General features: G+C 75.0%; 20 protein-coding genes and 1 pseudogene. 12 read left to right on the plus strand and 9 right to left on the minus strand.

Going from position 1 to position 21331, the window contains the following annotated elements; genetic code table 11:
• Window positions 1–407 precede the first annotated feature (407 nt).
• On the plus strand, window positions 408–1631 hold the full coding sequence (locus O4J56_RS24685; protein ID WP_270689065.1) for an MFS transporter: 1224 nt from the start codon (window positions 408–410) through the stop codon (window positions 1629–1631).
• A gap of 227 nt (window positions 1632–1858) precedes the next feature.
• On the plus strand, window positions 1859–2269 hold the full coding sequence (locus O4J56_RS24690; protein WP_270689066.1) for a VOC family protein: 411 nt from the start codon (window positions 1859–1861) through the stop codon (window positions 2267–2269).
• Window positions 2270–2478: 209 nt separating this feature from the next.
• Here the strand turns inward: O4J56_RS24690 and O4J56_RS24695 are convergent, their stop codons facing one another.
• Entirely contained in the window at window positions 2479–3321 is an 843-nt protein-coding gene (locus O4J56_RS24695; RefSeq protein WP_270689067.1) for a DeoR/GlpR family DNA-binding transcription regulator, read from the minus strand.
• A 297-nt stretch (window positions 3322–3618) separates the two neighbouring features.
• Here O4J56_RS24695 and O4J56_RS24700 point away from each other — a divergent pair, with 297 nt between their 5' ends.
• Window positions 3619–4428: a glycerophosphodiester phosphodiesterase gene (locus O4J56_RS24700; RefSeq protein ID WP_270689068.1), complete on the plus strand. Its 810-nt coding sequence runs from the start codon at window positions 3619–3621 to the stop codon at window positions 4426–4428.
• 64 nt (window positions 4429–4492) lie between these two features.
• Here O4J56_RS24700 and O4J56_RS24705 read toward each other — a convergent pair whose 3' ends face one another.
• From O4J56_RS24705 to O4J56_RS24725, 5 genes are all read right to left on the minus strand, one after another.
• Entirely contained in the window at window positions 4493–5887 is a 1395-nt protein-coding gene (locus O4J56_RS24705; RefSeq protein WP_270689069.1) for an NAD(P)(+) transhydrogenase (Re/Si-specific) subunit beta, read from the minus strand.
• Window positions 5884–6252 (minus strand): NAD(P) transhydrogenase subunit alpha, encoded by a 369-nt coding sequence (locus O4J56_RS24710; protein WP_270689070.1) that lies wholly within the window; start codon window positions 6250–6252, stop codon window positions 5884–5886. The genes O4J56_RS24705 and O4J56_RS24710 overlap by 4 nt, the downstream gene beginning before the upstream one ends.
• Window positions 6239–7426, minus strand: coding sequence for a Rossmann-fold NAD(P)-binding domain-containing protein (locus tag O4J56_RS24715; RefSeq protein ID WP_270689071.1), 1188 nt, complete (start codon window positions 7424–7426; stop codon window positions 6239–6241). The genes O4J56_RS24710 and O4J56_RS24715 overlap by 14 nt, the downstream gene beginning before the upstream one ends.
• Before the next feature lie 72 nt (window positions 7427–7498).
• Window positions 7499–8158 (minus strand): response regulator transcription factor, encoded by a 660-nt coding sequence (locus O4J56_RS24720; RefSeq protein WP_270689072.1) that lies wholly within the window; start codon window positions 8156–8158, stop codon window positions 7499–7501.
• A gap of 312 nt (window positions 8159–8470) precedes the next feature.
• Window positions 8471–9019, minus strand: a complete 549-nt coding sequence (locus tag O4J56_RS24725) for an ATP-binding protein (protein ID WP_270689074.1) — start codon at window positions 9017–9019, stop codon at window positions 8471–8473.
• 553 nt (window positions 9020–9572) lie between these two features.
• Here O4J56_RS24725 and O4J56_RS24730 point away from each other — a divergent pair.
• On the plus strand, window positions 9573–9842 hold the full coding sequence (locus O4J56_RS24730) for a DUF397 domain-containing protein (RefSeq protein ID WP_270689076.1): 270 nt from the start codon (window positions 9573–9575) through the stop codon (window positions 9840–9842).
• 269 nt (window positions 9843–10111) lie between these two features.
• The gene (locus O4J56_RS24735) at window positions 10112–11017 is read left to right on the plus strand and encodes a helix-turn-helix domain-containing protein (RefSeq protein WP_270689078.1); all 906 of its coding nucleotides are present in this window, start codon (window positions 10112–10114) and stop codon (window positions 11015–11017) included.
• A 597-nt stretch (window positions 11018–11614) separates the two neighbouring features.
• Here O4J56_RS24735 and O4J56_RS24740 read toward each other — a convergent pair.
• Window positions 11615–13519, minus strand: a complete 1905-nt coding sequence (locus O4J56_RS24740; protein WP_270689080.1) for an SGNH/GDSL hydrolase family protein — start codon at window positions 13517–13519, stop codon at window positions 11615–11617.
• Window positions 13520–14136: 617 nt separating this feature from the next.
• Here O4J56_RS24740 and O4J56_RS24745 point away from each other — a divergent pair.
• Window positions 14137–14505, plus strand: a pseudogene (locus tag O4J56_RS24745) (integrase core domain-containing protein); the annotation flags it as partial.
• Here the strand turns inward: O4J56_RS24745 and O4J56_RS24750 are convergent.
• On the minus strand, window positions 14502–15431 hold the full coding sequence (locus O4J56_RS24750) for a LysR family transcriptional regulator (RefSeq protein ID WP_270689081.1): 930 nt from the start codon (window positions 15429–15431) through the stop codon (window positions 14502–14504). The pseudogene O4J56_RS24745 and the gene O4J56_RS24750 sit on opposite strands and share 4 nt — an antisense overlap.
• Window positions 15432–15489: 58 nt before the next feature.
• Between O4J56_RS24750 and O4J56_RS24755 the strand changes: the two genes are divergently transcribed.
• From O4J56_RS24755 to O4J56_RS24780, 6 genes are all read left to right on the plus strand, one after another.
• Window positions 15490–16317: an NAD(P)-dependent oxidoreductase gene (locus O4J56_RS24755; RefSeq protein ID WP_270689082.1), complete on the plus strand. Its 828-nt coding sequence runs from the start codon at window positions 15490–15492 to the stop codon at window positions 16315–16317.
• Window positions 16318–16501: 184 nt separating this feature from the next.
• The gene (locus O4J56_RS24760) at window positions 16502–16996 is read left to right on the plus strand and encodes a RidA family protein (protein WP_270689083.1); all 495 of its coding nucleotides are present in this window, start codon (window positions 16502–16504) and stop codon (window positions 16994–16996) included.
• 107 nt (window positions 16997–17103) lie between these two features.
• Window positions 17104–18093 carry an LLM class flavin-dependent oxidoreductase gene (locus O4J56_RS24765; protein ID WP_270689085.1) on the plus strand — a complete coding sequence of 330 codons (990 nt, stop codon included), beginning with the start codon at window positions 17104–17106 and terminating at the stop codon, window positions 18091–18093.
• A 94-nt stretch (window positions 18094–18187) separates the two neighbouring features.
• Window positions 18188–18535 (plus strand): hypothetical protein, encoded by a 348-nt coding sequence (locus O4J56_RS24770; protein ID WP_270689087.1) that lies wholly within the window; start codon window positions 18188–18190, stop codon window positions 18533–18535.
• A gap of 49 nt (window positions 18536–18584) precedes the next feature.
• Entirely contained in the window at window positions 18585–19382 is a 798-nt protein-coding gene (locus tag O4J56_RS24775) for an SDR family oxidoreductase (RefSeq protein WP_270689089.1), read from the plus strand.
• 171 nt (window positions 19383–19553) lie between these two features.
• On the plus strand, window positions 19554–20366 hold the full coding sequence (locus O4J56_RS24780; protein WP_270689090.1) for an alpha/beta fold hydrolase: 813 nt from the start codon (window positions 19554–19556) through the stop codon (window positions 20364–20366).
• Window positions 20367–20416: 50 nt separating this feature from the next.
• Here the strand turns inward: O4J56_RS24780 and O4J56_RS24785 are convergent, their stop codons facing one another.
• Window positions 20417–21223: an SAM-dependent methyltransferase gene (locus O4J56_RS24785; protein ID WP_270689091.1), complete on the minus strand. Its 807-nt coding sequence runs from the start codon at window positions 21221–21223 to the stop codon at window positions 20417–20419.
• Window positions 21224–21331 lie beyond the last annotated feature (108 nt).

The raw sequence follows: 21331 nt of genomic DNA on the forward strand, positions 1-21331 counted from the left end.
CGCCGCCCTCCCCGGCGACCACGCACACGCGCCTCGGCCGACAGCGCTACCGGAACGGCCGCTGACCTCCGTCGTCGCCGCCCTCCGACCCTGCACCTGTCGGGCCGCCGGTCGGCTGGCGTCCGGGAGCGGGGTACCCGCTCAGCCGCTCCCGCCCGAACCCCAGAGGCCGGAGCAGGCCACCTCGCGCGGTCTTCGTGCGGCGGTCCCACGGGAAGCTCCGGAGTAGTATTTTTGTTCGGTAGTTAGCTGATGATGGGATCTTTCATCGTCATCCCCGCGCCCGCCGGCGGGGCCCCTCCGGCCCCTCCGACGAGAGCGGCGGACGCGGCGACCGTCTCCGGTCCCGCGTCGTGGCCGCCGCGCCCGTCAGCGCACAGGTCCACGTCGCAGATTGCAGGAGCCGCATGTCACCGCTGGCCACTCTGCGCCGGATGCACGCGATCGCCGGCGCCCCCCTTCTCACCGCCTCCTTCCTGGCCCGCCTCCCCGTGTCGATGGTGCTCATCGGCACCCTCACCCTCGTCACCGCCCGAACCGACAGCGTCGCCGCGGGCGGCCTGGTCTCCGGCGCCCTCGCCCTCGGCGAGGCGGTCGGCGGCCCGGTCATCGCCCGCTTCGCCGACCGCCGCGGCCAGCGCCCCGTGGTGCTGGCCACCTCCCTGCTCGACGCCGCGCTCATCACGGCCCTGGTCGCGGGGGTCACCACCGGGGCGCCGGTGCCGGTCCTCGCCGCGCTGGCCGCCGTGGCCGGGCTGTTCATGCCGCAGATCGGCCCGCTGGCCCGGTCCCGCTGGATCGCGCTGGCCGGGCGGCGCGGCCCCGACCGGGAGCGCTCGGTCGCCGCGGCGCTCTCCGTCGAGGGCGTCCTCGACGAGACCGGGTTCGTCGTCGGCCCCGCCCTGGTCGGGGTGCTGGCCGTCATCCTCGACCCGGTCGCCGCCGTCCTCGGCGCCGCCGTGCTCATCGGCGTGTTCGGGTCGGTGTTCGCGCTGCACCCCACCGCACTGCCGGGCGCCCCGGCCGCCGCCTCCCGCGCCCCGCTGGCCCGCGCCGGGCTGCTGGTGCTCACCGTGCCCATGTTCTGCCAGGGCCTGTTCTTCGGCGCCACCTCCACCGGCGTCACCGCCTTCACCCAGGAGATGGGCCACGGCGACCTCGCCGGCCTGATGTACGCGGTGATGGGCGTCAGCAGCGCCGCGGCCGGACTGATGATGGCGTCGGTCCCGGCGTCGGTGCGGCTGACCACCCGGCTGCGGGTGGCCGCGCTGGCGATGGCGGTCTTCTCCGCGGTCCTGCTGCTGGCACCGGGCCCACTCGCCCTGGCGGCGGCCATGCTGGCGCTGGGCTGCGGCATCGGCCCGCACATCGTGACCATCTTCGGGCTGGCCGAGCGGGCGGCCCCGGCGGCGCGCCTCGGCCAGGCGATGACCATCGTGGTGAGCTGCCTCATCGTGGGCCAGTCGCTGGGGTCCATGGCCGCCGGGGCGCTGGCCGAGCGCTTCGGGTTCGGCGGTGCGTTCCTGCTCACTCTGGCGGCCGCCGCGGGCGCGTTCCTCGTCGCCGCCTCGGCGGTGCGTTCGCGCTGGTACGCCGCTGCCGAGCCGGCCCCGGCGCCCGCCGCCGCCTGAGGATCCGCGCGCCGACGGCCGCTCCCCGCACCGGGGGGCGGCCGTCCGTCGTCGGGCCCACCGTGCGGCGCCGCGGCGGCGTTGTGGAATACGCCTGGCACGGCTCGCGTTAAAGGGCCGTTAACGCAGCGCAGAGCACCCGCAAAAGGGACGTAGTCTCGGTAAACGTGCTTACGCTGTTCCCACCCCGGAAGCTACGGACGCCGGCCCGCCGAAAAGAGGTATCCGTGCCGCAGGTGACCGGGATCGCGCACATCACCCTCTCGGTGCGCGACCGCGACGAGAGCATCGAGTTCTACCGGTCCGTGCTCGGCTTCAAGGAGCACAAGACCCGGGACGGCAAGAGGATGCTCCAGACCGAGTGCCGCCACCCGAGCGGCGTGGTCCTGTGCTTCACCCAGCACCGGGACTGCTTCCAGGCCCTGTTCGACCACCGCCGCGCCGGGGTCGACCACGTGGCCTTCCAGGTCGGCTCGGTGGCCGAGCTGGAGGCCTGGGAGGACCGCCTGCTGGACCTGGACATCGACCATTCGCCGGTGGTCCACAGCGACGGCGGGTCCATGCTGTCGTTCCACGACCCGGACGGCTTCCAGATCGAGCTGTTCGCCCCGGCCGAACTGGGCGACGACGAGGACTGACCGCCGCCGCACCGCCCGCCGACGACGCCGGGCCCACGGCGCCGGACCCACAGCGCTTCGCGCATCCGTCCCGTGCACGCGTTCCACGCACACGTTCCGCCCCGTTCCGCGTGGGCCCCGACGCCCCCCATCGCGCCCGACGGGACGCCCCGCACGCGTACCGCATCACCGCGTACCGCGCCCCGCGCCGTCCGCCCCGTCGGCCTTCTCTATCGGCCTTCCCCCGCCCCCGGGCCGCGCCTCCTCCGGCGCGACCCGGCCTCTTCCGGCGCGGCCCGCGCCGACTCCGGCGGGACGAGCTGCAGCCGCACGTCCCGGCTGCGCATGTCCTCGACCGCCGACTGGGGCAGCCGGTCGTCACTGATGATGGCGTCGAACTGCTCCAGCCGCGCCACCCGGAACGTGCCGAACTTCCCGTACTTGGTGCTGTCCACGGTCAGCACGCTCTTCGAGGCGATCCGCAGCAGCTGCTGCTTGGCCACCACCTTGGCCTCCGACGGCGTGGTCGACCCCCGGTCCACGTCCCAGGAGCTGCTGGCGATGAACGCCAGGTCCACGTTCACGCGGCTGAGGAAGTCGGCCGTGAACTGCCCCACCGACGAGTGGTCGGTGTGCGAGACGACACCGCCGGTGTGCACCAGCTCGATGTTCGGGTACTCCATCAGGTGTCCCACGACGTTGAAGTCGTTGGTGATCACCGTCAGCCCCGCCTTGTCCGTCAGCATCGGCACCATCTGCAGCGTGGTGGTGCCCGCGTCGAGGAAGACGGTGAAGTTCTCCCGCACCAGCTCGGCGGCGGCGCGCGCGATCGCGCGCTTGGCCGGGACCTCGAGCTGGGCCTTGGCCAGGTAGGACGGCTCGCTCTTCAGGCGCGCGGCGAGCCGCACGCCGCCGGTCACCGACAGCACCTTGCCGTCGTTCTCCAGCGCCTGGATGTCGCGCCGCACGGTCATGTGCGAGACCGACAGCAGCGATGTGAGCTCGTTGATGCTCAGCACATGGCGTTCCTGCAGGAGCTTGAGGATGTGCTCGCGACGCTGGTCGGGGATCATCTTTCGCCTTTTTCGCCTTCTGGTCGGGCCCGGTGCGCGGACATCGGCGCGAGCGCCGCCCGGGACGGTCGTGTGCAGTGCTGTGATGAACGTACGGGCTCGACCAACAGTTTCCCAGCCCGGGGCGGCGCCACGCCCGGAAGGCGCACGTGAGTCCTCTCGCACGGGGCACCGGCCCCGCTCACAGGGCCCCTCTTTTCGGGGTTTTCGCCGACTTCCCCACACACGCGTCCCGTCGATGGCACTCTGGTCTCCAGTACCCCTGCGACCTGCAGTCGCGACACCGGGAGAAGCCCAATGACGCTGGCGATCGCCCTGCGCGGCGACACCTCACGGCACCGGGAGAACACCATCCCCGCCCTCCGCTCGGCCATCGACCAGGGGGCCGACGCCCTCGCCCTCGACCTGGCCCTGACCGCCGACGGCCACGCCGTCCTCCTCCGCGAGGAGGCCGCGCGCGAGGTGTGGGGCCTGGAGCGGCCGCCCGGGGAGCTGTCCCTGGCCGAGATCGCCGCGGTCACCAGTGACGGCGGCCACCGCGTTCCCACCCTGATGGAGGTGGTGGCCGAGGCCCGCCACCCCCGCCCCGCGACCCTGCTGCTGCGGGTGGCCTCCGCGGAGGCGGCGCTGGCCGCCGAGGCGGTCGCCGCCGACCACTCCTACACCGACCGGGTCTGGTACACCGGCGCGGCCGAGGCGCTGCACGCGGTGGCGGCGCGCCGCCCGGGCGCGGCCACGGTCGTCACCTGGGACAGGGAGGGGCTGCCCCCGGCCGACCTGTGGCGCGGCCTGCGGCCCCACTACGTCGACCTCCGCGCCGACCTGGTCACCCGGGAGCTGGTGGCCGAGGCGCACCGGCGCGGGCACGGGGTGGGCGCCTGGACGGTCAACGACTTCCCGGAGATGGCGCGCCTGATCGGCATGGGGGTGGACGCCGTCACCACCGAACGGGTGGAGGAGCTGGCGCCGCTGACCGCCGACGCGGTGCAGCCTCCCGAGCCGGTGACCGCGAGCGCCGGAGCCCCCGCGGGTGCCGTCGCCCCCGCGGCGACCGGTGCGGCCGCGGGCCCCGACGGTGCCCGGCCGCGCGGCCGCCACAGCGCCTGATCGGCCCCGCCCGGGCCCCATAGCGCCCGAGCCGCCGCCTCAGCACCCGGGCGGCCGCGTGCCGCTACCCGACGAGCGCCTTCACCGCCGCCGTCAGGGACGCCAGCGCCTCCTTGGCGTCGCCCAGCAGCATCCGGGTCCCGGGGGCGGTGTACAGCTCGTTGTCGATCCCCGCGTAGCCGTGGCCCAGCGAGCGCTTGATGACGATGACGGTCTCGGCCTTGTCCACGTCCAGGATGGGCATCCCCGAGATCGCCGTCCCCGGGCGGCGGGCCGCCGGGTTGGTCACATCGTTGGCGCCCACCACCAGCGCCACGTCGGTGCGCGGGAAGTCGGGGTTGGCCTGCTCCATCTCCTTCATCCGCTCGTAGGGCACCTTCGCCTCGGCGAGCAGCACGTTCATGTGCCCCGGCATGCGCCCGGCCACCGGGTGCACCGCGTAGTCGACCCGCACCCCGCGCCCGGCGAGCAGGTCGGCCAGCTCGCGCAGCTCGTGCTGGGCCTGGGCGGCCGCCAGCCCGTACCCGGGCACCATCACCACGCGGGAGGCGTAGGCCAGGCGGATCGCCGCGTCGTCGGCGCCGATCCGCTGCACGTCCCCGCCCCCGCCGACCGCCGGGCCGCCGTCGCCGGTGCCGAAGCCCCCGGCGACCACCGCGCTCAGCGGCCGGTTCATCGCGTCGGCCATGAGCTTGGTGAGGATGGCGCCGGAGGCCCCCACCAGCGCCCCCGCGATCACCATCATGGAGTTGTCCAGGGCGAACCCGGCCATCGCGACGGCCAGGCCGGTGCACGCGTTCAGCAGCGACACCACGACCGGCATGTCGGCGCCGCCGATGGCCAGCACCCCGACCACCCCCAGAAGCAGGGCGGCCGCGGCGGCCACGGCCAGCGGCGCCGGTCCGCCGGCCCCGGCGGCCACCAGCACCGTCCCGGCGGCCGCGGCCAGGGCGAGCAGGGCCGTGAGCACGGCGCGGGCGGGCAGCAGGACCGGGCGCCCGGGCAGGCGGCCGTCGAGCTTGCCCGCGGCCACCAGCGATCCGGAGAAGGCGACCGAGCCGATCACCACGTCCAGCGCGATGACGGCGGCCACCGCCGCCCCGGGGTCGCTCCGGGCCCCGAACTCGAAGCCGCCGATGAGCGCCGCCGCCCCGCCGCCGACCGCGTTGAACAGGCTGACCAGCTGGGGCATGGCGGTCATGCGCACCCGCAGCGCGGCCAGCAGCCCGCCCCCGGCGCCGATCGCGGTGCCCGCCGCGATCACCGCCCAGGCGGTGGGCCCGGTCCCCTGGGCGACCACGAGCACCAGGGTGGCCAGCAGGGCGGCGCCCATGCCCCCGGCGGACAGCGCGTTCCCGCGCCGCGCGGTGGGCGGGGCGTTCATCAGGTGCAGCCCGAGGACGAAGCAGGCGGCGGCACCGAGGTAGACCACGCCGATCGCGGCCTCCAGGGCGGTCACCGGGCCGCCCCCGTGCCGCCGGTCCCCCGCCCGTCGCCGCCCCCGGGGGCCCCGGGCGCCCCCGGCTCACCGGTCGCCCCCGCGCGTTCGGCGGGCGGGCGGAACATGTGCAGCATCCGGTCGGTGACGGCGTAGCCGCCCACGACGTTCGCCGCGGCGAACACGCACGCCAGGAACGCGAGCGCGTACCCGGCCGGGGTGTGGGCGCTCGCGCCGATGAGCACCGCGCCCACCAGGACGACGCCGTGCACGGCGTTGGCCGCCGACATCAAGGGGGTGTGCAGGGTGGCCGGGACCCTGCTGATGACCTCGAAGCCCACCAGCAGGCTCAGCACGAACACGGTCAGGTCGTCAAGGGCTTCCATGGTCCTCCCCGGGGCCGGCGGCGGTGGCCGCGCCGTGGGCGGAGGGCGCGTCGGGACCGGCCAGGGCCGGGTGCAGCCCCCGGCCGCCGTGGGCGGCGACGACGCCCGCCTGGATCTCGTCCTCCAGGTCGACCGCGACGCGCCCGCCGTCGAGCAGGTGCGCCGCGAGCGCGGTGATGTTGCGCGAGTAGGCCTCGGAGGCGGCGCGCGGCACGGTCGCGGCGAGGTCCCCGGCGCCGATCACGGCCACCCCGCCGGGCGTGCGGACCTCGGCCCCGGGGACGGCGGGGGCGGCGTTCCCGCCGCGGGGCCCACAGGCCAGGTCGACCACGACCGCGCCGGGGCGCATGCGGTCCACGGCCTCGGCGGTGAGCAGCAGCGGCGGCGGGCCGGAGGGGACCAGGGCCGCGCAGATGACGATGTCGAACCCGGCGGCGGCCTCGGCCAGTGCCGCGCGCTGGGCGGCCTGCTCGTCCTCGGCCAGTGCACGCGCGTAGCCGCCCTCGCCTCCGGCGTCCAGGCCGCCGGCCTCCAGCACCGAGGCACCCACCGAAGCGATCTCCTCGCGTGCCTCGGGGCGCACGTCGTAGCCGGTGACGACGGCACCGAGGCGGTGGGCGGTGGCGATCGCCTGGAGCCCCGCGACACCGGCGCCGAGCACCAGCACCCGGGCCGGGCGGGCCACCCCCGCGGCGGTCATGAGCAGCGGCAGGTATCCGTCGTAGGCGCGGGCCGCCTCGATGACGGCCTTGTACCCGGCGACGCTCGCCTGGGAGGAGAGGGCGTCCATGGTCTGGGCCCGGCTGAGGGTGCGCGGCACCCCCTCCAGGGCGACCAGGGTGGCGCCCGCGGCGGCCGCCGCCCGCAGCGGTCCGGGGTCCTCGGAGGGGCGGAGCAGCCCCATGAGCGTCTGGCCGGGGCCCAGCCGGGCCAGGTCAGCGGCGGGCGGGCGGGTCACGCACAGCACCAGGCCGGCGGCGAGCACCTCGTCCCGGGAGGCGGGGCGGGCGCCGTGCGCCGCGTACTCCTCGTCGGAGTACCGGGCCCCGGCCCCGGCGCCGCGCTCGACCAGGACCGCCAGCCCCTGCTCGCGCAGGGCGGCGACCCCGGCGGGGACCACGGGCGCGCGCCGCTCCCCGGGGGTGCCGAGGACTCCGGCTGCGGGCTCCGCCATCGGCCGCCTCCTTCTGCGGGGTGCACCGGACCCGCAGGAGTCCTACCCGTGCGCGCGGCCGGTCAGTCGGCCTCAGTCGGCCAAGCGGTACCCCATGCCCCGCACGGTCCGGATCCGGTCGGCACCGATCTTCTTGCGCAGCGAGCGGATGAACACGTCGACGACGTTGGATCCGGGGTCGTGGTCGTACCCCCACACGTGGGACAGCAGCTGCTGGCGGGTCAGGACCTGGCCGGTGTGCCGCAGGAAGACCTCCAGCAGCGCGAATTCGCGGGCGGTCAGGTCCACGGTGGTGCCGTCGGCGGTGGCGCGCCGGGTGCGCAGGTCCAGGGAGAGGTCCCCGGCGGCGAGGACGCCGGTCTCGGCGGCACGGTCGCCGCGCATCCGCAGCCGCACCCGGGCCAGCAGCTCCTCGAAGCGGAACGGCTTGGTCATGTAGTCGTCGGCGCCGATCTCCAGGCCGGTGACGGTGTCGTTCACCCCGTCGCGTGCGGTGAGCACCACCACCGGCAGCGGGGAGCCGGTCTCGCGCAGGCGGCGCAGCACCGAGAAGCCGTCGCCGTCGGGCAGCCCCAGGTCGAGCACCATCAGGTCGAAGCCGCCGGACAGGGCGTGGTCGACCGCCTCGCGGGCGGTGCCCACGACGGTGGCGGTGAACCCGTTGGCGACCAGGCCCTTGCGGACGAAGGAGGCGATGCGCTCCTCGTCCTCGGCGATGAGGATGCGGCTCACGGGCGCCCCCTCGGGGCCGGGTGCCGGGGGCGGGGGCCGTGCGTTCGCGCCGTCGTGATCAGCGGGGTCATGGCTCGATCATCGCGCGTTCGTGCGCACGCGGAAATGAAGGGGGGATGAGAGGTTCTTCATCCGCGGCGGTGGGCCCGTGGGAGCGGGGAAAGGTGCGGGGTCGTCTGCGGGTGCGGGGGTTCGGGGACCGCGGGGCCTGTGGGGGTGCTCTCCGCGGTGTCCGGTACGGGAGGACGGGTGCGCACGGTGCGGAATGCGGTGCGGATTCCGGATCGGGGGGTGTGGGGGGCGGGCGAGGAGTCAGTTCGCGTTGGCGTCGAAGGCGGCCCAGACGACCTTGCCCTGGCCGTCGAGGAGGTCCCAGCCCCATTCGGTGCTGAAGGAGTCGATGAGGTGGAGGCCTCTACCGCCTTCGGCGCACCGGTCGGGGTCGACCCGGACGGGGACGGCCCTGCTGGGGTCGAAGACGAGGCATTCCAGTCGGGCGCCGCGGCGGACCAGGCCGAACTGGATGGACCAGTCGTCGGGTGGGCCCACCGTGGGGGCGGCGTGGCGGCAGGCGTTGGTCACCATCTCCGAGACCACCAGCAGCGCGTCGGAGCGCAGCCGGGTCAGTCCCCAGGTGTCCAGGACGCCGGTGGTGAAGTCGCGTGCCTGCTTGACCGAGGCGGCGTGGAACCCCAGTCCCTGGACCGCTGTGGCGCCGCGGACCAGGCGGTCGCCGACGGGCAGGGGGGCGGGGGACAGGCCCCTCCAGCAGGAGGCGGGGCCGCCGGTCGGCTGCAGCCGATCGCCGAACGCCGCCGAGAACAGGTCTCCGGAGCCTGAGTAAGCGGGGTGCGTGGTCATGTCGTCCCTTGCACTGCTGGCTGCTGCTGGGTTTTCGGCTCGTCCGACCGAGGCCGCCGGCGCTCCTGGCGTGGATTACACCTGTAAGCACGGATGCACGTGCACGACCGCAGTCACCCCAGCAGTCTAATGAGGCGTGTGGCGGTTGTCGCCCCCCGGTCGCTTTGTTATCGAAACGTACCGAAACCAGGCCGAACGGCCCGGGAGGCCCACCTGGACCCCCGCATCCACTTTGCCCCCACCCGGAACGACCTGCACGTTCTCCGGCGGTCCCGATCGGCGGCCGCGAAGGGCGCCGCGCGGCCGAGGCCGCATCCGGCCGACCGGATCCGGACGCCCGCCGAGGGCCTCCGTCCGGCCGTGACCACGGACGGGACACCGACGGCGGCCCCCTGGTTACTGTCCGACTTATTGCCCTCCGGTGCATTTCTCCGTTGAAGTGAAGATTATGGTTGGACGGCGTAAGCACGGATGCAAACACGGATGCACGTGCATACCCTGATCCCGGCACCGCCGGTCCCCCGGCCGCCGCACCCACCCGAAGGAGGCACGTATGACCCAGGCCGTCCCGGCACGCAACGGCGCGCCGGCCGACCGGCTCGCGGGCGCCGTGTGGCGCAAGAGCTCGCTGAGCAACCCCAGCGGCAACTGCGTCGAGCTGGCCCGGCTGCCCGGCGGGGACATCGCCGTGCGCAACTCCCGGCACCCCGACGGCCCGGCGCTGATCTACACGCCGGCCGAGATCGACGCGTTCGTCCGGGGGGCCAAGCTCGGCGACTTCGACGACCTGGCGCCCGACGCCGGGTGCACCGCGCCGAACTGAGGGCCCGGCGGCAGCGTCGCCCCGCTCACGCTGCCGCCCACCAGACCGGCGCCGCCCTCCTCCGCCGGGGAGGGCGGCGCCCCTCCGCCTCCCGCCGCAGTGCGCCCCGCACGGAGGCGACACAGGGAACCGGCGTTGAACACCGGCGCCCGCCCGGTTACCGTTGTCGCCGGAGACGACCGCGTCCACTGTCCGCATGCCGAGACGCGCGCTCCACGGCGCGAGACCGGCCACCACACACTCCCCGCGCACGCTCCCCCGGAGGGCAGATGCAAGCAGCGCGATCAGAGGCGTCACCCGCCGCGAACGTCCTCGCTCGGCCGCACGGCGGCCCCACCGTCCTGAGGATCCTCCTCGGCACACAGCTTCGGCGGCTGCGCACTCTCAAGGGGATCTCCCGGGAGGACGCCGGATACGAGATCCGCGCCTCCCACGCCAAGATCAGCCGTCTGGAGCTGGGCCAGGTCAGCTTCAAGGAGCGCGACGTGGCGGACCTGCTCACCCTGTACGGCGTCACCGACCCCGACGAGCGCGAGAGCCTGCTGGGCCTGGCCCGCCAGGCCAACTCGCCCGGGTGGTGGCACAAGTACAGCGACGTGCTGCCGAGCTGGTTCGAGGTCTACGTCGGCCTGGAGGAGGCCGCCTCCATCATCCGCACCTACGAGCTGCAGTTCGTGCCGGGGCTGCTGCAGTCGGAGGAGTACGCGCGGGCGGTGGTGATGCTCGGCCACGGCGAGGCCTCCGAGGAGGAGGTCGACCGCCGCGTGGCGCTGCGGATGAAGCGCCAGCAGCGGCTGACCGGGCCCGACGCGCCCAAGTTCTGGGCGGTGGTGGACGAGGCCGCGCTGCGCCGCCCGCTCGGCGGTACCGGGGCGATGCGGCGGCAGATCGAGCACCTGATCGAGCTGTCCACGCTGCCCAACGTGACGCTGCAGATCGTGCCGTTCGCCAAGGGCGGGCACGCGGCGGCCGGTGGGCCGTTCTCGATCCTGCGCTTCACCGGCGGCGACCTGCCCGACGTGGTGTACCTGGAGCAGCTGGCGAGCGCGGTGTACTTCGACAAGCCGGAGGAGACCGACAAGTACATGGTGGTCATGGACCGCCTGTGCGTCGACGCGTCCCCGGCCTCGGAGACGGCCCGGTACCTGGGCGCGATCCTGAAGGACTTCAGCTAGAGGCCCTGACCGGCCCACCGGCGGCCCGCACCCCCGACGGGGGCGCGGGCCGCCGCTTCATGTTCGGCGGGCGGACACGGCCGCCCCGCACAGGCGGGCCGCCCCGAGGCGCCCGGCGGCCAAGGCAGCCCGGATGGCTCAGGCGAACGCCCTACACCTGGGCCCGTGCGGCCTGGGCCGGGCCGCCGGCGACGGCCCTTGGACGAGCCGGGCCCGCCGTCGCGGCCTTAGAGGTCGCACTGATCGGCGGGTGTGCTCGACGTTGATCTCGGGAAAAACGACGCTTCCGGGCCGCTTTTAGGGGCGCATTTCCCGAGATCAACGACGCAGGAGCGGAGTTCGGCAGCGGAGTCGGCGAGGCTGGGCGCCCTGCGGTGCGACCGCCTGTTCGCGCAGGCTCTTAACCGGCGGCCCGCCGGTCGGCGAGGCGGCTTTCGGCCGCCCGCCGGGGCCCGCCGTCGCGACCACGAAAGCCGCACCTCTCGGCGGGACACCGTTCGGGCCGCCGGACCGCCCCTGTGGGGGGACGGTGCCCGGCGGCTCCGATGGGGTCCGCTTCGCCCTCGTCCGGCCGGGCCCCTATGCCGGATCGGGACCCTAGGCCGGGTCGGGGCCCCGGCCGCCGAGGACCGCCAGGTCGATCGACTCCGCCGCCGCGCGCAGGCCCGCGTCGCCCGGGTGCAGGTGGTCGCCGGAGTCGTACTCGGGCAGCAGTCGCGCCGGGTCAGCGGGGTCGCGCAGCACGGCGTCGAAGTCGAGGACGGCGTCGAAGGGGCCGCCCTCCCCCGCGCCTTCGCGGATGAAGGCGTTCACCCGCCGCCGGTCCCGGTCGACCTCCTCGGTGCAGTCGCTCCACCCCTTGCAGGGGGCGATGGTGGCGGCCACGACCCGCAGCCCGTGGGACCGGGCGCGCTCGGCGACCTCCTCCAGCCCGGCGGCCAGCTCCTCGGGCGTCGTCCCCGCCCGCACGTCGTTGACGCCCTGGAAGACGATGACGGTGCGGGCGCCGGTCTGCGCGAACACGTCGCGCTCCAGCCGGTTGACCGCGGCCACGCCGCCGGTGTCGCTGCTGACCCCGTCCCCGTCGTAGCGGTCGGTCACCACCCGGTTGGCGGAGATGCCCTGGTTGAGCACCCCGTAGCGGGGCACCCGGCGCTGGTCCTGGAGGCGGTCGGAGAGCACGTCGGGCCACCGGCGGTCGGTCCCGGGGGTGGTGCCGACGCCGTCGGTGATGGAGTCGCCCAAGGCCACCACCGAACCGGTGTTCCCGGGCACGTCGATGCCGGTGAGGAAGGGCCAGGAGTCGACCGAGCGGGTGAAGGGCTCCCCCGACGCCGTCCCGGTCAGGTCGCCGCTGCCGGGCTCGGTGGCGTAGTTGTCGCCGGTGTTGGCGGTGTGCACGGGCGCGGCCTCGACCCGGCCGGGCAGGTGGATGCTGACCGCCAGGCGGGCCCCGGCGGGCACGTCGAAGGCGATCGGGTCGGAGGAGGCCTGGCCGCCCGCGGGCAGGGTCGCCGAGCGCTCGCCGCCGAAGGTGACGGGGACGGGCGCGCCGTCGGCCGCGGCCCCCTCGCCCTGGAGCGCCACCGAGACCGCGCCGACGTCGACCGGCCGGGCGGCGAAGGTGTTGTCCAGGCGGATCCGGGCCCCCGGGCCGCCGGTGCTGGAGCGGACGATCAGCCGCAGGGTCTGGTCCTCCCAGGGGCCGACGGCGGCGTAGCCGGAGGTGGAGGCGGACCAGGTTCCGGTCCAGCCCTTCTCGACGGGGCGGGCCGCCACGTCGAAGACGTGCATGCGGGCGTCGCCGGACACCGTGGGCAGCTCGATGCGGGCCAGCGCCCTGCCGGGGTCGACCGGGACGGTCACCGCGTACAGCCGGACGGGGGCGCCGACGGTGCCGTCGGCGGTGTTGGCGTGGTCGAGTTCGACGGCCTTGGTGGTGAGCGGCCCGGTCTCCCAGTCGGGGGCGGTGGCGGTGAACTCGTCGCGGGTGCCGTCGGCGTAGACGACGCTCCCCTCGCCGTCGGCGTCGCCGCCGGTGGCGGCGGCGAGCAGGGTGACGGCCTCGGCCTTGCCGCGCAGCGGGACGGGCTGGCCATCGGCGACGACGTTGTCGGGCTCGCCCGGGCGGGTGTCGGGCATGGCCAGGCGGGTGCCGTGCAGGGTGAGCTCCTGTCCGGGGCCCCACCCGGCGCGCCGGAGCGTCTGCGCGGACAGGCTGCGGCCCCGGCCGTCGAGGTCGGCGGCGCCGGGGTCGGAGTCGTCGGAGATTCCGCGGTTGTCGTAGAGGCCGGCCAGGGGTGGGGCGGGGGCGGCTTCGGCGGGCGAGGCCGGGGCGGCGAGGCCGGTCATCACCGTCAAGGGCAGCGCGGCCGCGAGGAGGAGCCCGACGGCTCTTGCGGGGCGGGGGCCGGGGGCGCGGTGGCCCCGGGGCCCCGGGGTACGGCGGGCGCGGTCGGGCGGCGGCGTGTCCGGGCTCGGTCTGGGGGATGTCGCGGGCATGCGGTCGTCCTCTCCGGATGGGCGGGCGGCGGACGGGCGGCATTCTCTCCCGGCCGACTCCCGCCCCGGTGGACACCGGGAGAACCGCGGAGGAACGGCGCCCGCACGGACCCCTGATCACCCCGGGGGCCCGGCCCGAGCCTGCGCACCCGCCCTCCGCCCGCGTCTCGGCCGGTTTCCGGCGGCCCGAACAAGATTACGCTGCGCGCCCTGAAGTCGACACTATGTGAGCATTGTGTGGAGGAATCATGACGATCAGGTTGTTCATCGCCCGATGGACGACAGTGCACCGTTCGCACCCAGGGGCGGACGCGCGAGGCCCCGCGACGCCCCTCGGACCCGGCCTTCCCGGACGCGAGCGCAACGGAGGGGGCCGACGGAATTGCGGCCGACCAGCCGGCGGTACCGCCGTACGCCGCGGCGAGGCCGCACAGGCCGGCGACGCTCCGCCCAGTGGACGCCCTCTCGTCGATGATCTCGTCGAAAGTGCTGTCATTCCGGCGGATTCGGCAGCACGTTCGTCGAGATCAACGTCTCAGGTGCCGGGTGAGGGGGAACTCCTGACAGGGCCAAGGACGTGTTTCTCGGAGGCTTTTCGACCTGCGAGCGGCCGTCGCCCCTACTGCGCCGGCTTCCTGCGCCGCGCCGCGGCCTGGTTCCACGAGCGCGGCATCACCATCGAGCGGGTGCTGACCGACAACGCCTGGGCCTACTCCAAGACCACCTGGCGCCGGACCTGTTCGGAGCTGGGGATCTCGCCGAGGTGGACCCGGCCCTGGCGGCCGCAGACCAACGGCAAGGTCGAGCGCTTCCACCGCACCCTGCTCGATGAGTGGGCCTACGCCCGCCCCTATGCCTCAGAGGCCCAGCGCCGGGCCGCCTACCCGGCATTCCTGGACTGGTACAACTACCACCGGCCCCACACCGGGATCGGCGGCCGAACGCCTGCCGAGCGTGTTCCCAACCTCACCGAACACCACATCTAGCCCTGTCCCGCTTCGATGCGGCGGGCCGCACCCGCCAGCGCCCGCTCGAACTCCTGTGCCGCGGGGGACGGGCTCCTCCCCTCCGCGGTCGCCGCGTAGACCGCCCGTGGAGGGATGTCCCCCTGTTCCAACGGCACCAGGGCCACATCACCGGCCATCCGGCGGAAGCTCTCCGCCGCCAGGGCCGGGACCAGGGTCACCCCCAGCCCCGCCGCCACATATCCGGCCTTGGCCACCCACTCGGCCACGACGTGCCCCACCCGCGGGCGCAGACCGCGCTCGGCGAATGGCGCCAGCAGGGTCCCCTCCGGCGAGCGCCGGCCCGCGATCCACACCTCGCCCTCGAGGTCGGCCATCCCGATCCCGGCGCGCCCCGCCACCGGGTGCCCCGCGGCGACCGCGACGTACATCCCCTCGTCCAGCAGGTGGACCAGCCGCACCCCGCGCGGCTCGCGCCCCGCCGTGGAGCTCACCACCGCGATGTCCACCTCCCCCTCCCCCAGCCTCCGTTCCAGCTCCGGGGTACGCGCCTCCTCCGCGGTCGCGTCGACCCCCGGGTGCCGCGCGCGCAGCGCCGCCAGCGCCCAGGGCACCAGGCCGATGTTCGCGGTCGGGAACGCCCCCGCCCGCAGGCGGCCCCCGTCCAACGTTCGCAGCGCGCGCAGGTCCCGGCGGGCCTCGTCGAGGCGGCCGACCACCGCCTCGGCATGGACTAGCAGCACGCGCCCCTCGGCCGTGGGCCGGACCCCTCGGGCGAGCCGGTCGAACAGCGGCGCGCCCGCCTGCCGCTCCAGGGCCGCGATCTGCCGCGAGACCGCGGACTGGGTGTAGCCGAGGCGCTCGGCGGCCGCGGTCAGCGACCCGGTCCGGGCCGCTTCACAGAACACCGCCAGCCCGGCCAGGGAGACGCCATGAGGATCGAGCATGGCTGCCATGCTAGACATTCGCTGGTCACATCGCTCGGGGCCGCCTAGCGTGAGCGGCATGTCCGAATCGCACACGACCGCCCCCGCCCGCATCGCCTTCCTCGGCCTCGGCGCGATGGGCCTGCCGATGGCCCGGCGCCTGCTCGCCCAGGGCGCCCGCGTGGCCGTCTGGAACCGCACCCCGGCCAAGGCCGAGCCCCTGGCCGCCGAGGGCGCCCGCGTCGCGGCCTCCCCCGCCGAGGCCGCCGCCGGCGCGGACACCGTCATCACCATGCTGTCCGGGCCGGAGGCGGTCGCCGAGGTCGCCGACGCCCTGCTGCCCGCGCTCGCGCCGGGGGCGGTCCTCGTGGAGATGTCCGGCATCGGGCCGGAGGCCGTGCACGCCCTCGCCGCCCGCATGCCCGAGGAGGCGGTGCTGGTCGACGCCCCGGTCATGGGGAGCGTCGACCGCGCCGCCGAGGGGGCGCTGTCGGTCCTGGCCGGAGGCCCGGTGGAACGGGTCCGCCCGATCCTGGAGTCGCTGGGGACCGTGCGCGAGTGCGGTCCGCTCGGGTCCGGGTCGGCGCTCAAGCTCGTGCTCATCAACGCGCTGATCGGCGGCGTCGCCGTGGTCGCGGAGGCGATGGAGCTCGCCGACGCCCTCGGGGTGCCGCGGGGGCTCGCCGCCGAGGCGATGGCGGCCACCCCCATGGCCGGTGCGCTGGGGCGGGCGACATCGCGCGAGGCCGACTTCGCCGTCCGCCTGGCCGCCAAGGACGCGCGCCTGGCCACCGGGGCCGCACACCTGCCGGTCCTCGAAGCGGTCCGGGCCGCGCTCACCGCCGACCCGTCGATCCGGGACGAGGATCTGTCGGCGCTGCTCAAGACGGCCGCCGCAACCGCGTGACGGAACGACGCCAAGGAATGGCGCCGGAGGTTCCGGAACCCCGGGGCCCGGCCCCGAGGCGCCTCGGCCGCGCGGGGCCTCGGCCGCGCGGGGCCTCGACGCCCCGATCCGCTTCACGCCTGAGGGCGCCCTCCCTGTCTCACACCCCGCCCATCGCATCGCCCCCGACGGAAGGACCCCATCCGTGAAGACCGGAGCCGAACTCGCCGACCCCGAGGGCGCGCCGCCTCCCGCCGGCCCGTACTCGCAGGTCGCCCGCGTCCCGTTGGGGGACGCGGGGACCCTTCTCCTGGTGTCCGGGCAGGTCGCCGTCGCCCCGGACGGGTCGGTAAGCGCACCCGGCGACATGGCCGCGCAGTCCGAGGCGGTCCTCGACGCCATCGAGGCCCTCGTCCGTGCCGAAGGCGGCACTCTCGCCGACGTGCTCAACATCCGCACGTTCGTCACCGACATGGACGCCCTGCCCGCCTACGCCGCGGCCCGGCGCCGCCGGTTCCCGGGGACGCCGCCCACCAGCACCACCGTCGCGGTGAGCGCCCTGTTCAAACCGGGCGCCGTCATCGAGGCCGAGGCCGTCGCCGTGGTCCCCGCCCGCCGACCCCCCGGCGGGCGGGACCACCTCCCCGAGTCCGATGCCCCGCGCCTGAGTGACGCACGGGACCCTCGCGCGGCGAAATAAGGAGGCCGGACGGTCGGTTGGGCGACGGGCGGCCCATGGGCCGCCCGGCCGCGCCGGCCCCGGCGGCGGCCCCGTTCGACAACCGCCTCGGAGAAAGGCCCGCCGCCGTGTCCGAACCACTGCCGCTCTCCATCCTCGACCTGGCGCACATCCCCGAGGGGAGCACCCCGCGGGAGAGCCTGGAGGCCAGCGTCGCCCTGGCCCGAGGCGCCGACGAGCTGGGCTACCGGCGGATCTGGTATGCGGAGCACCACAACATGGCCACCATCGCCTCCTCGGCGACCAGCGTGCTCATCGCGCACATCGCGGCGCACACCCGCCGCATCCGGCTCGGCGCGGGCGGCGTGATGCTGCCCAACCACGCACCGCTCACCATCGCCGAGCAGTTCGGCACCCTGGAGACCCTGCACCCGGGCCGCATCGACCTGGGCCTGGGGCGCGCCCCGGGCAGCGACCAGAAGACCATGCGCGCGCTGCGCCGGGACCCCTCCTCGGCCGACACCTTCCCCGACGACGTGGTCGAGCTGAAGGGCTACCTGACCGGGAACTCCGTCATCGCCGGGGTCGACGCCACCCCGGGCAAGGGCACCGACGTCCCGCTCTACATCCTCGGCTCGTCGCTGTTCGGCGCCGGACTGGCCGCCGCCCTGGGGCTGCCGTACTCGTTCGCCTCGCACTTCGCCCCCGGAGCGCTGGAGGAGGCCGTCGCGCTGTACCGGCGCGAGTTCACCCCGTCCCAGCAGCTGTCCGAGCCCTACGTCATCGCCGGGGTCAACGTGACGGCCGCGAAGACGAGCGACGAGGCCCAGGAGCAGGCCCAGCAGGCACGCCGCCGGATGGCCGCCCAGCTCCTGGCGCGCGGGCGCACCCTGACCCCCGAGGAGGCCGACGCGGCGCTCGCCTCCCCTGCCGGGCGGCACATCGACCAGATGCGCACCTACTCGGCGGTGGGCGACCCCGGCGAGGTCGCGGCCTACCTGCGCGACTTCGCCGCGCACGCGCAGGCCGACGAGCTGATCGCCGCCTTCCAGGCCGGGGACGACGAAGCGCGGCTGCGGTCCATGCGGCTGACCGCCGAGGCCACGGGCAACGCCTGACCGGCGCGGGCCGGGCGGGCGGAGGCCGGGCGGGCGCGTTCCGCCCGGCCTCCGCCGGGGTAGACCGGGGGGACCGGGCGAGGGGGTGTCCGCCATGGATGATCTCGGAATGTCCTGGCTGGCCTGGCTGGTCTCCGTCATCGCGGCGGTGGCGATCCCGGCCGGTGTGATTCTCCTGGTCGTCGGGCTGCTGACGTACGCCCGGCGCGACGCCGAGCGCCGGGGAGGCAGGTCGGCCCCGGAGGACGGCGGCACGGACGCCGCCACCCGCGGCGAAGGGGACGACGGGCCGGAGCCGGGCGGCGGAGAACCGGGACCGGAGGGCGAAGCGCCCGGCCCGGACGGCGAGGCGCCCGGCCCGGACGGCGACGCGCCCGGCCCGGACGGAGACGAACCCGGCCCGGACGGCGGAGGCACAGGCGACGGGCGCGGGCCGATGTGAGGACACGGCCCCTGCGGCGTGCCGCGCCGACGGTCTAGGGTGAGGCGCCATGCCCCTCCAGAGAACAGCACTTGTCACGGGCGCTTCATCCGGCATCGGCAGGGCGGTCGCCCGCCTCCTTCTCGCACGTGGCTACCGCGTCTTCGGCACCAGCCGCGACCCCGGCGCGGTGTCCGACCCCGTCCCCGGCGTGGAGTACCTCGCGCTCGACCTGGACGACGACGACTCGATCACGGCGTGCGCCAAGGCCGCCGGGGAGATCGACGTCCTGGTCAACAACGCCGGGGAGAGCCAGAGCGGTCCCATCGAAGAGCTGCCCCGCGCCGCCCTGGAGCGCCTTTTCCAAGTGAACGTCATCGGCGCGGTGCGCCTGACACAGCTCGTCCTCCCCGGCATGCGCGCGCGGCGCCGCGGCAAGGTGGTGATGGTCGGTTCGATGCTGGCGAGCTTCCCGCTGGCCTTCCGGTCCTCCTATGTGGCCTCCAAGGCGGCGCTGAAGGGCTTCGCGAACGCGGCCCGACGCGAGCTGGCGCCGTACGGGGTCGGCGTGACGACGGTCGAGCCGGGCTCCATCAACACCGGCATCAGCGAGCGCCGCACCCAGTACATCGGCGTCGACTCCCCTTATGGGGAGGAGTACCGGACGATGCTCACGGCCCTCAACGCCAACGAGGCGAAGGGCATCCCGGCCGGGGACGTCGCAGCGACCGTGCTCAAGGCGATCGAGGCGCCCCGCCCCAAGCCGCTGTACGCGGTCGGCAGCAACGCGCCCCTGGTCTTCGCTCTGCGGCGGGTGCTGCCCCGCACGGCGGTCGAGCGGATGGTCTACCGCAAGCACGGACTGTAGGACCTCGCCCGTGTGCTCCTCCCGCCCGGAAAACCGGTGGAACGGGACGGCACCACGCACTAGGGTTCCGATCCGTCACGGCCTCCCCTGGGCGGAGCACACCGCTCCCGCTCAGGGGATTCGTCGTGTCCGGACCGCATCCACCCACGACAGGGAACAGGAGCCGTCACCATGGACGAGCCCTCCCCCGACACGCTCCGCGTCCCCGGCGCGGCGCTGCACTACGAGACCCGCGGGGAAGGCCCCCTGCTCCTGGTGATCCCCGGCGGTTCCGGGGTCGCCGAGCCCTTCGACGGGTTGGCCGAGCGGCTGGCCGCGCAATTCACCGTCGCCGTCCTTGAACCGCGCGGCGCCCCGCGCAGCCCTCTGGACGACCCCGACGCGGAGCAGAGCGTCGAGGAGCATGCCGACGACGCGCTGCGGCTCCTGGACCTGCTGTCGCCCGACGCCCCCGCGGCCGTGTTCGGGTCCAGTTCGGGGGCGATCACCACGCTGGCCTTGACGGCACGGCACCCCGACCGGGTGCGGCGCGCGGTCACCCACGAGCCGCCGGTGGTCGAGGTGCTGCCGGACGCCGAACGGCACCGGCGCATGTTCGACGAGGTCCACAGGGCCTTCCGGTCCGGAGGAGTGGAAGCCGCCATCGGGGTGATGGCGGAGGGCTTCGACGCCCCTGCGGAGACCCCGGCACGCCTGCCCGGCCCGGAGGCGATGGCCCGCATGCACGCCGGGATGCCGTTCTTCCTGGACCGGATCGTCCCCCGGTTCACCCGCTTCGTGCCCGACACCGAGGCGCTGCGCGGGTCCGGGCGCCTCATCCCGGCCCACGGCGAGTCCACCCGCGGACGCCTCCCGGCCCGCCCGGCGGAACACCTGGCCGGCCTGGTCGGCCACCCGGCAATCGCATTCCCCGGCGGCCACCTCGGCTACACGTCCCACCCGGAGGAGTTCGCCGCGGCCCTGGCCCCGCTGCTGGTCCCGTAGCCGGCCGAACCACTGCGCCGCGCCGCCCGCCGCTCGGGGGGGTCGGCGCGTCAGGGCTTCCGGGCGACTCCGCAGTACTGTTCCACGTCGCGGATCTCGCCGACCTCGGTCGGGAGGGGGCGCCAGCGGGTGGCGCTGACGATGCCCGGGTCAAGAAGCTCCAGGCCGTCGAAGTAGCCCGCCATCTCCTCGGTCGAGTGGGCCCGGTACGGCAGGGCCGCCCCCTCGTTCCAGCGGCGCAGGGCCTCCTGTTCGGCCTCGCTGTCCGGGAGGACCAGGTCGCACAGGGCCAGGAAGCTGCCGGGCGCCAGCGCGTCCATGTACCCGCGGACGATGCCGCGGGCCTCCTCGTAGGAGGTGATGTGGCCCATCGTGCCGAGTACGGTCAGCGCCACCGGCCGGTCGAGGTCGAGCTCTTCGGCGGCGGCCCGCAGCACGTGGTCGCGGTCGCGAAGGTCGGCGTCGACGAACGACGCCGCCTCTTCGCCGGCCAGCAGCGCCCTCGCGTGGGCGATGACCATGGGGTCGTTGTCGACGTAGACCACGCGCGCGTCCGGGGCCGCGCGCCGGGCCACCTCGTGGGTGTTGTCGTGGGTGGGCAGGCCGGTCCCGATGTCGAGGAACTGCCGGATGCCCTCCGCGCCCGCGAGGTGGGCGACGGACCGCCGGAGGAACTCCCGGTCGGCGCGGGCCCCCTCGACGATCTGGGGGTAGGCCTCGATGATGCTGTCCCCGAGCGCGCGGTCGACGGGGTAGTTGTCGCGCCCTCCGAGCCAGTAGTTCCACACCCGGGCGGAGTGCGCCACGGTGGTGTCGACTCCGGACGGGGCGGGCGGGTCGGCGGGGGTCTCGGCCATGGGGGTCGCTTTCCGTTTCCGACGCGGGTGGCGGACCCTTCGCACACTACCCCGTCGGGGTGCGGAATCCCTTACGCCCCAAGGCTTTTCGCGCGCCCGGCAGGGGCC

This window comes from Nocardiopsis endophytica (assembly GCF_027706725.1).
Taxonomy (GTDB): domain Bacteria; phylum Actinomycetota; class Actinomycetes; order Streptosporangiales; family Streptosporangiaceae; genus Nocardiopsis_A; species Nocardiopsis_A endophytica.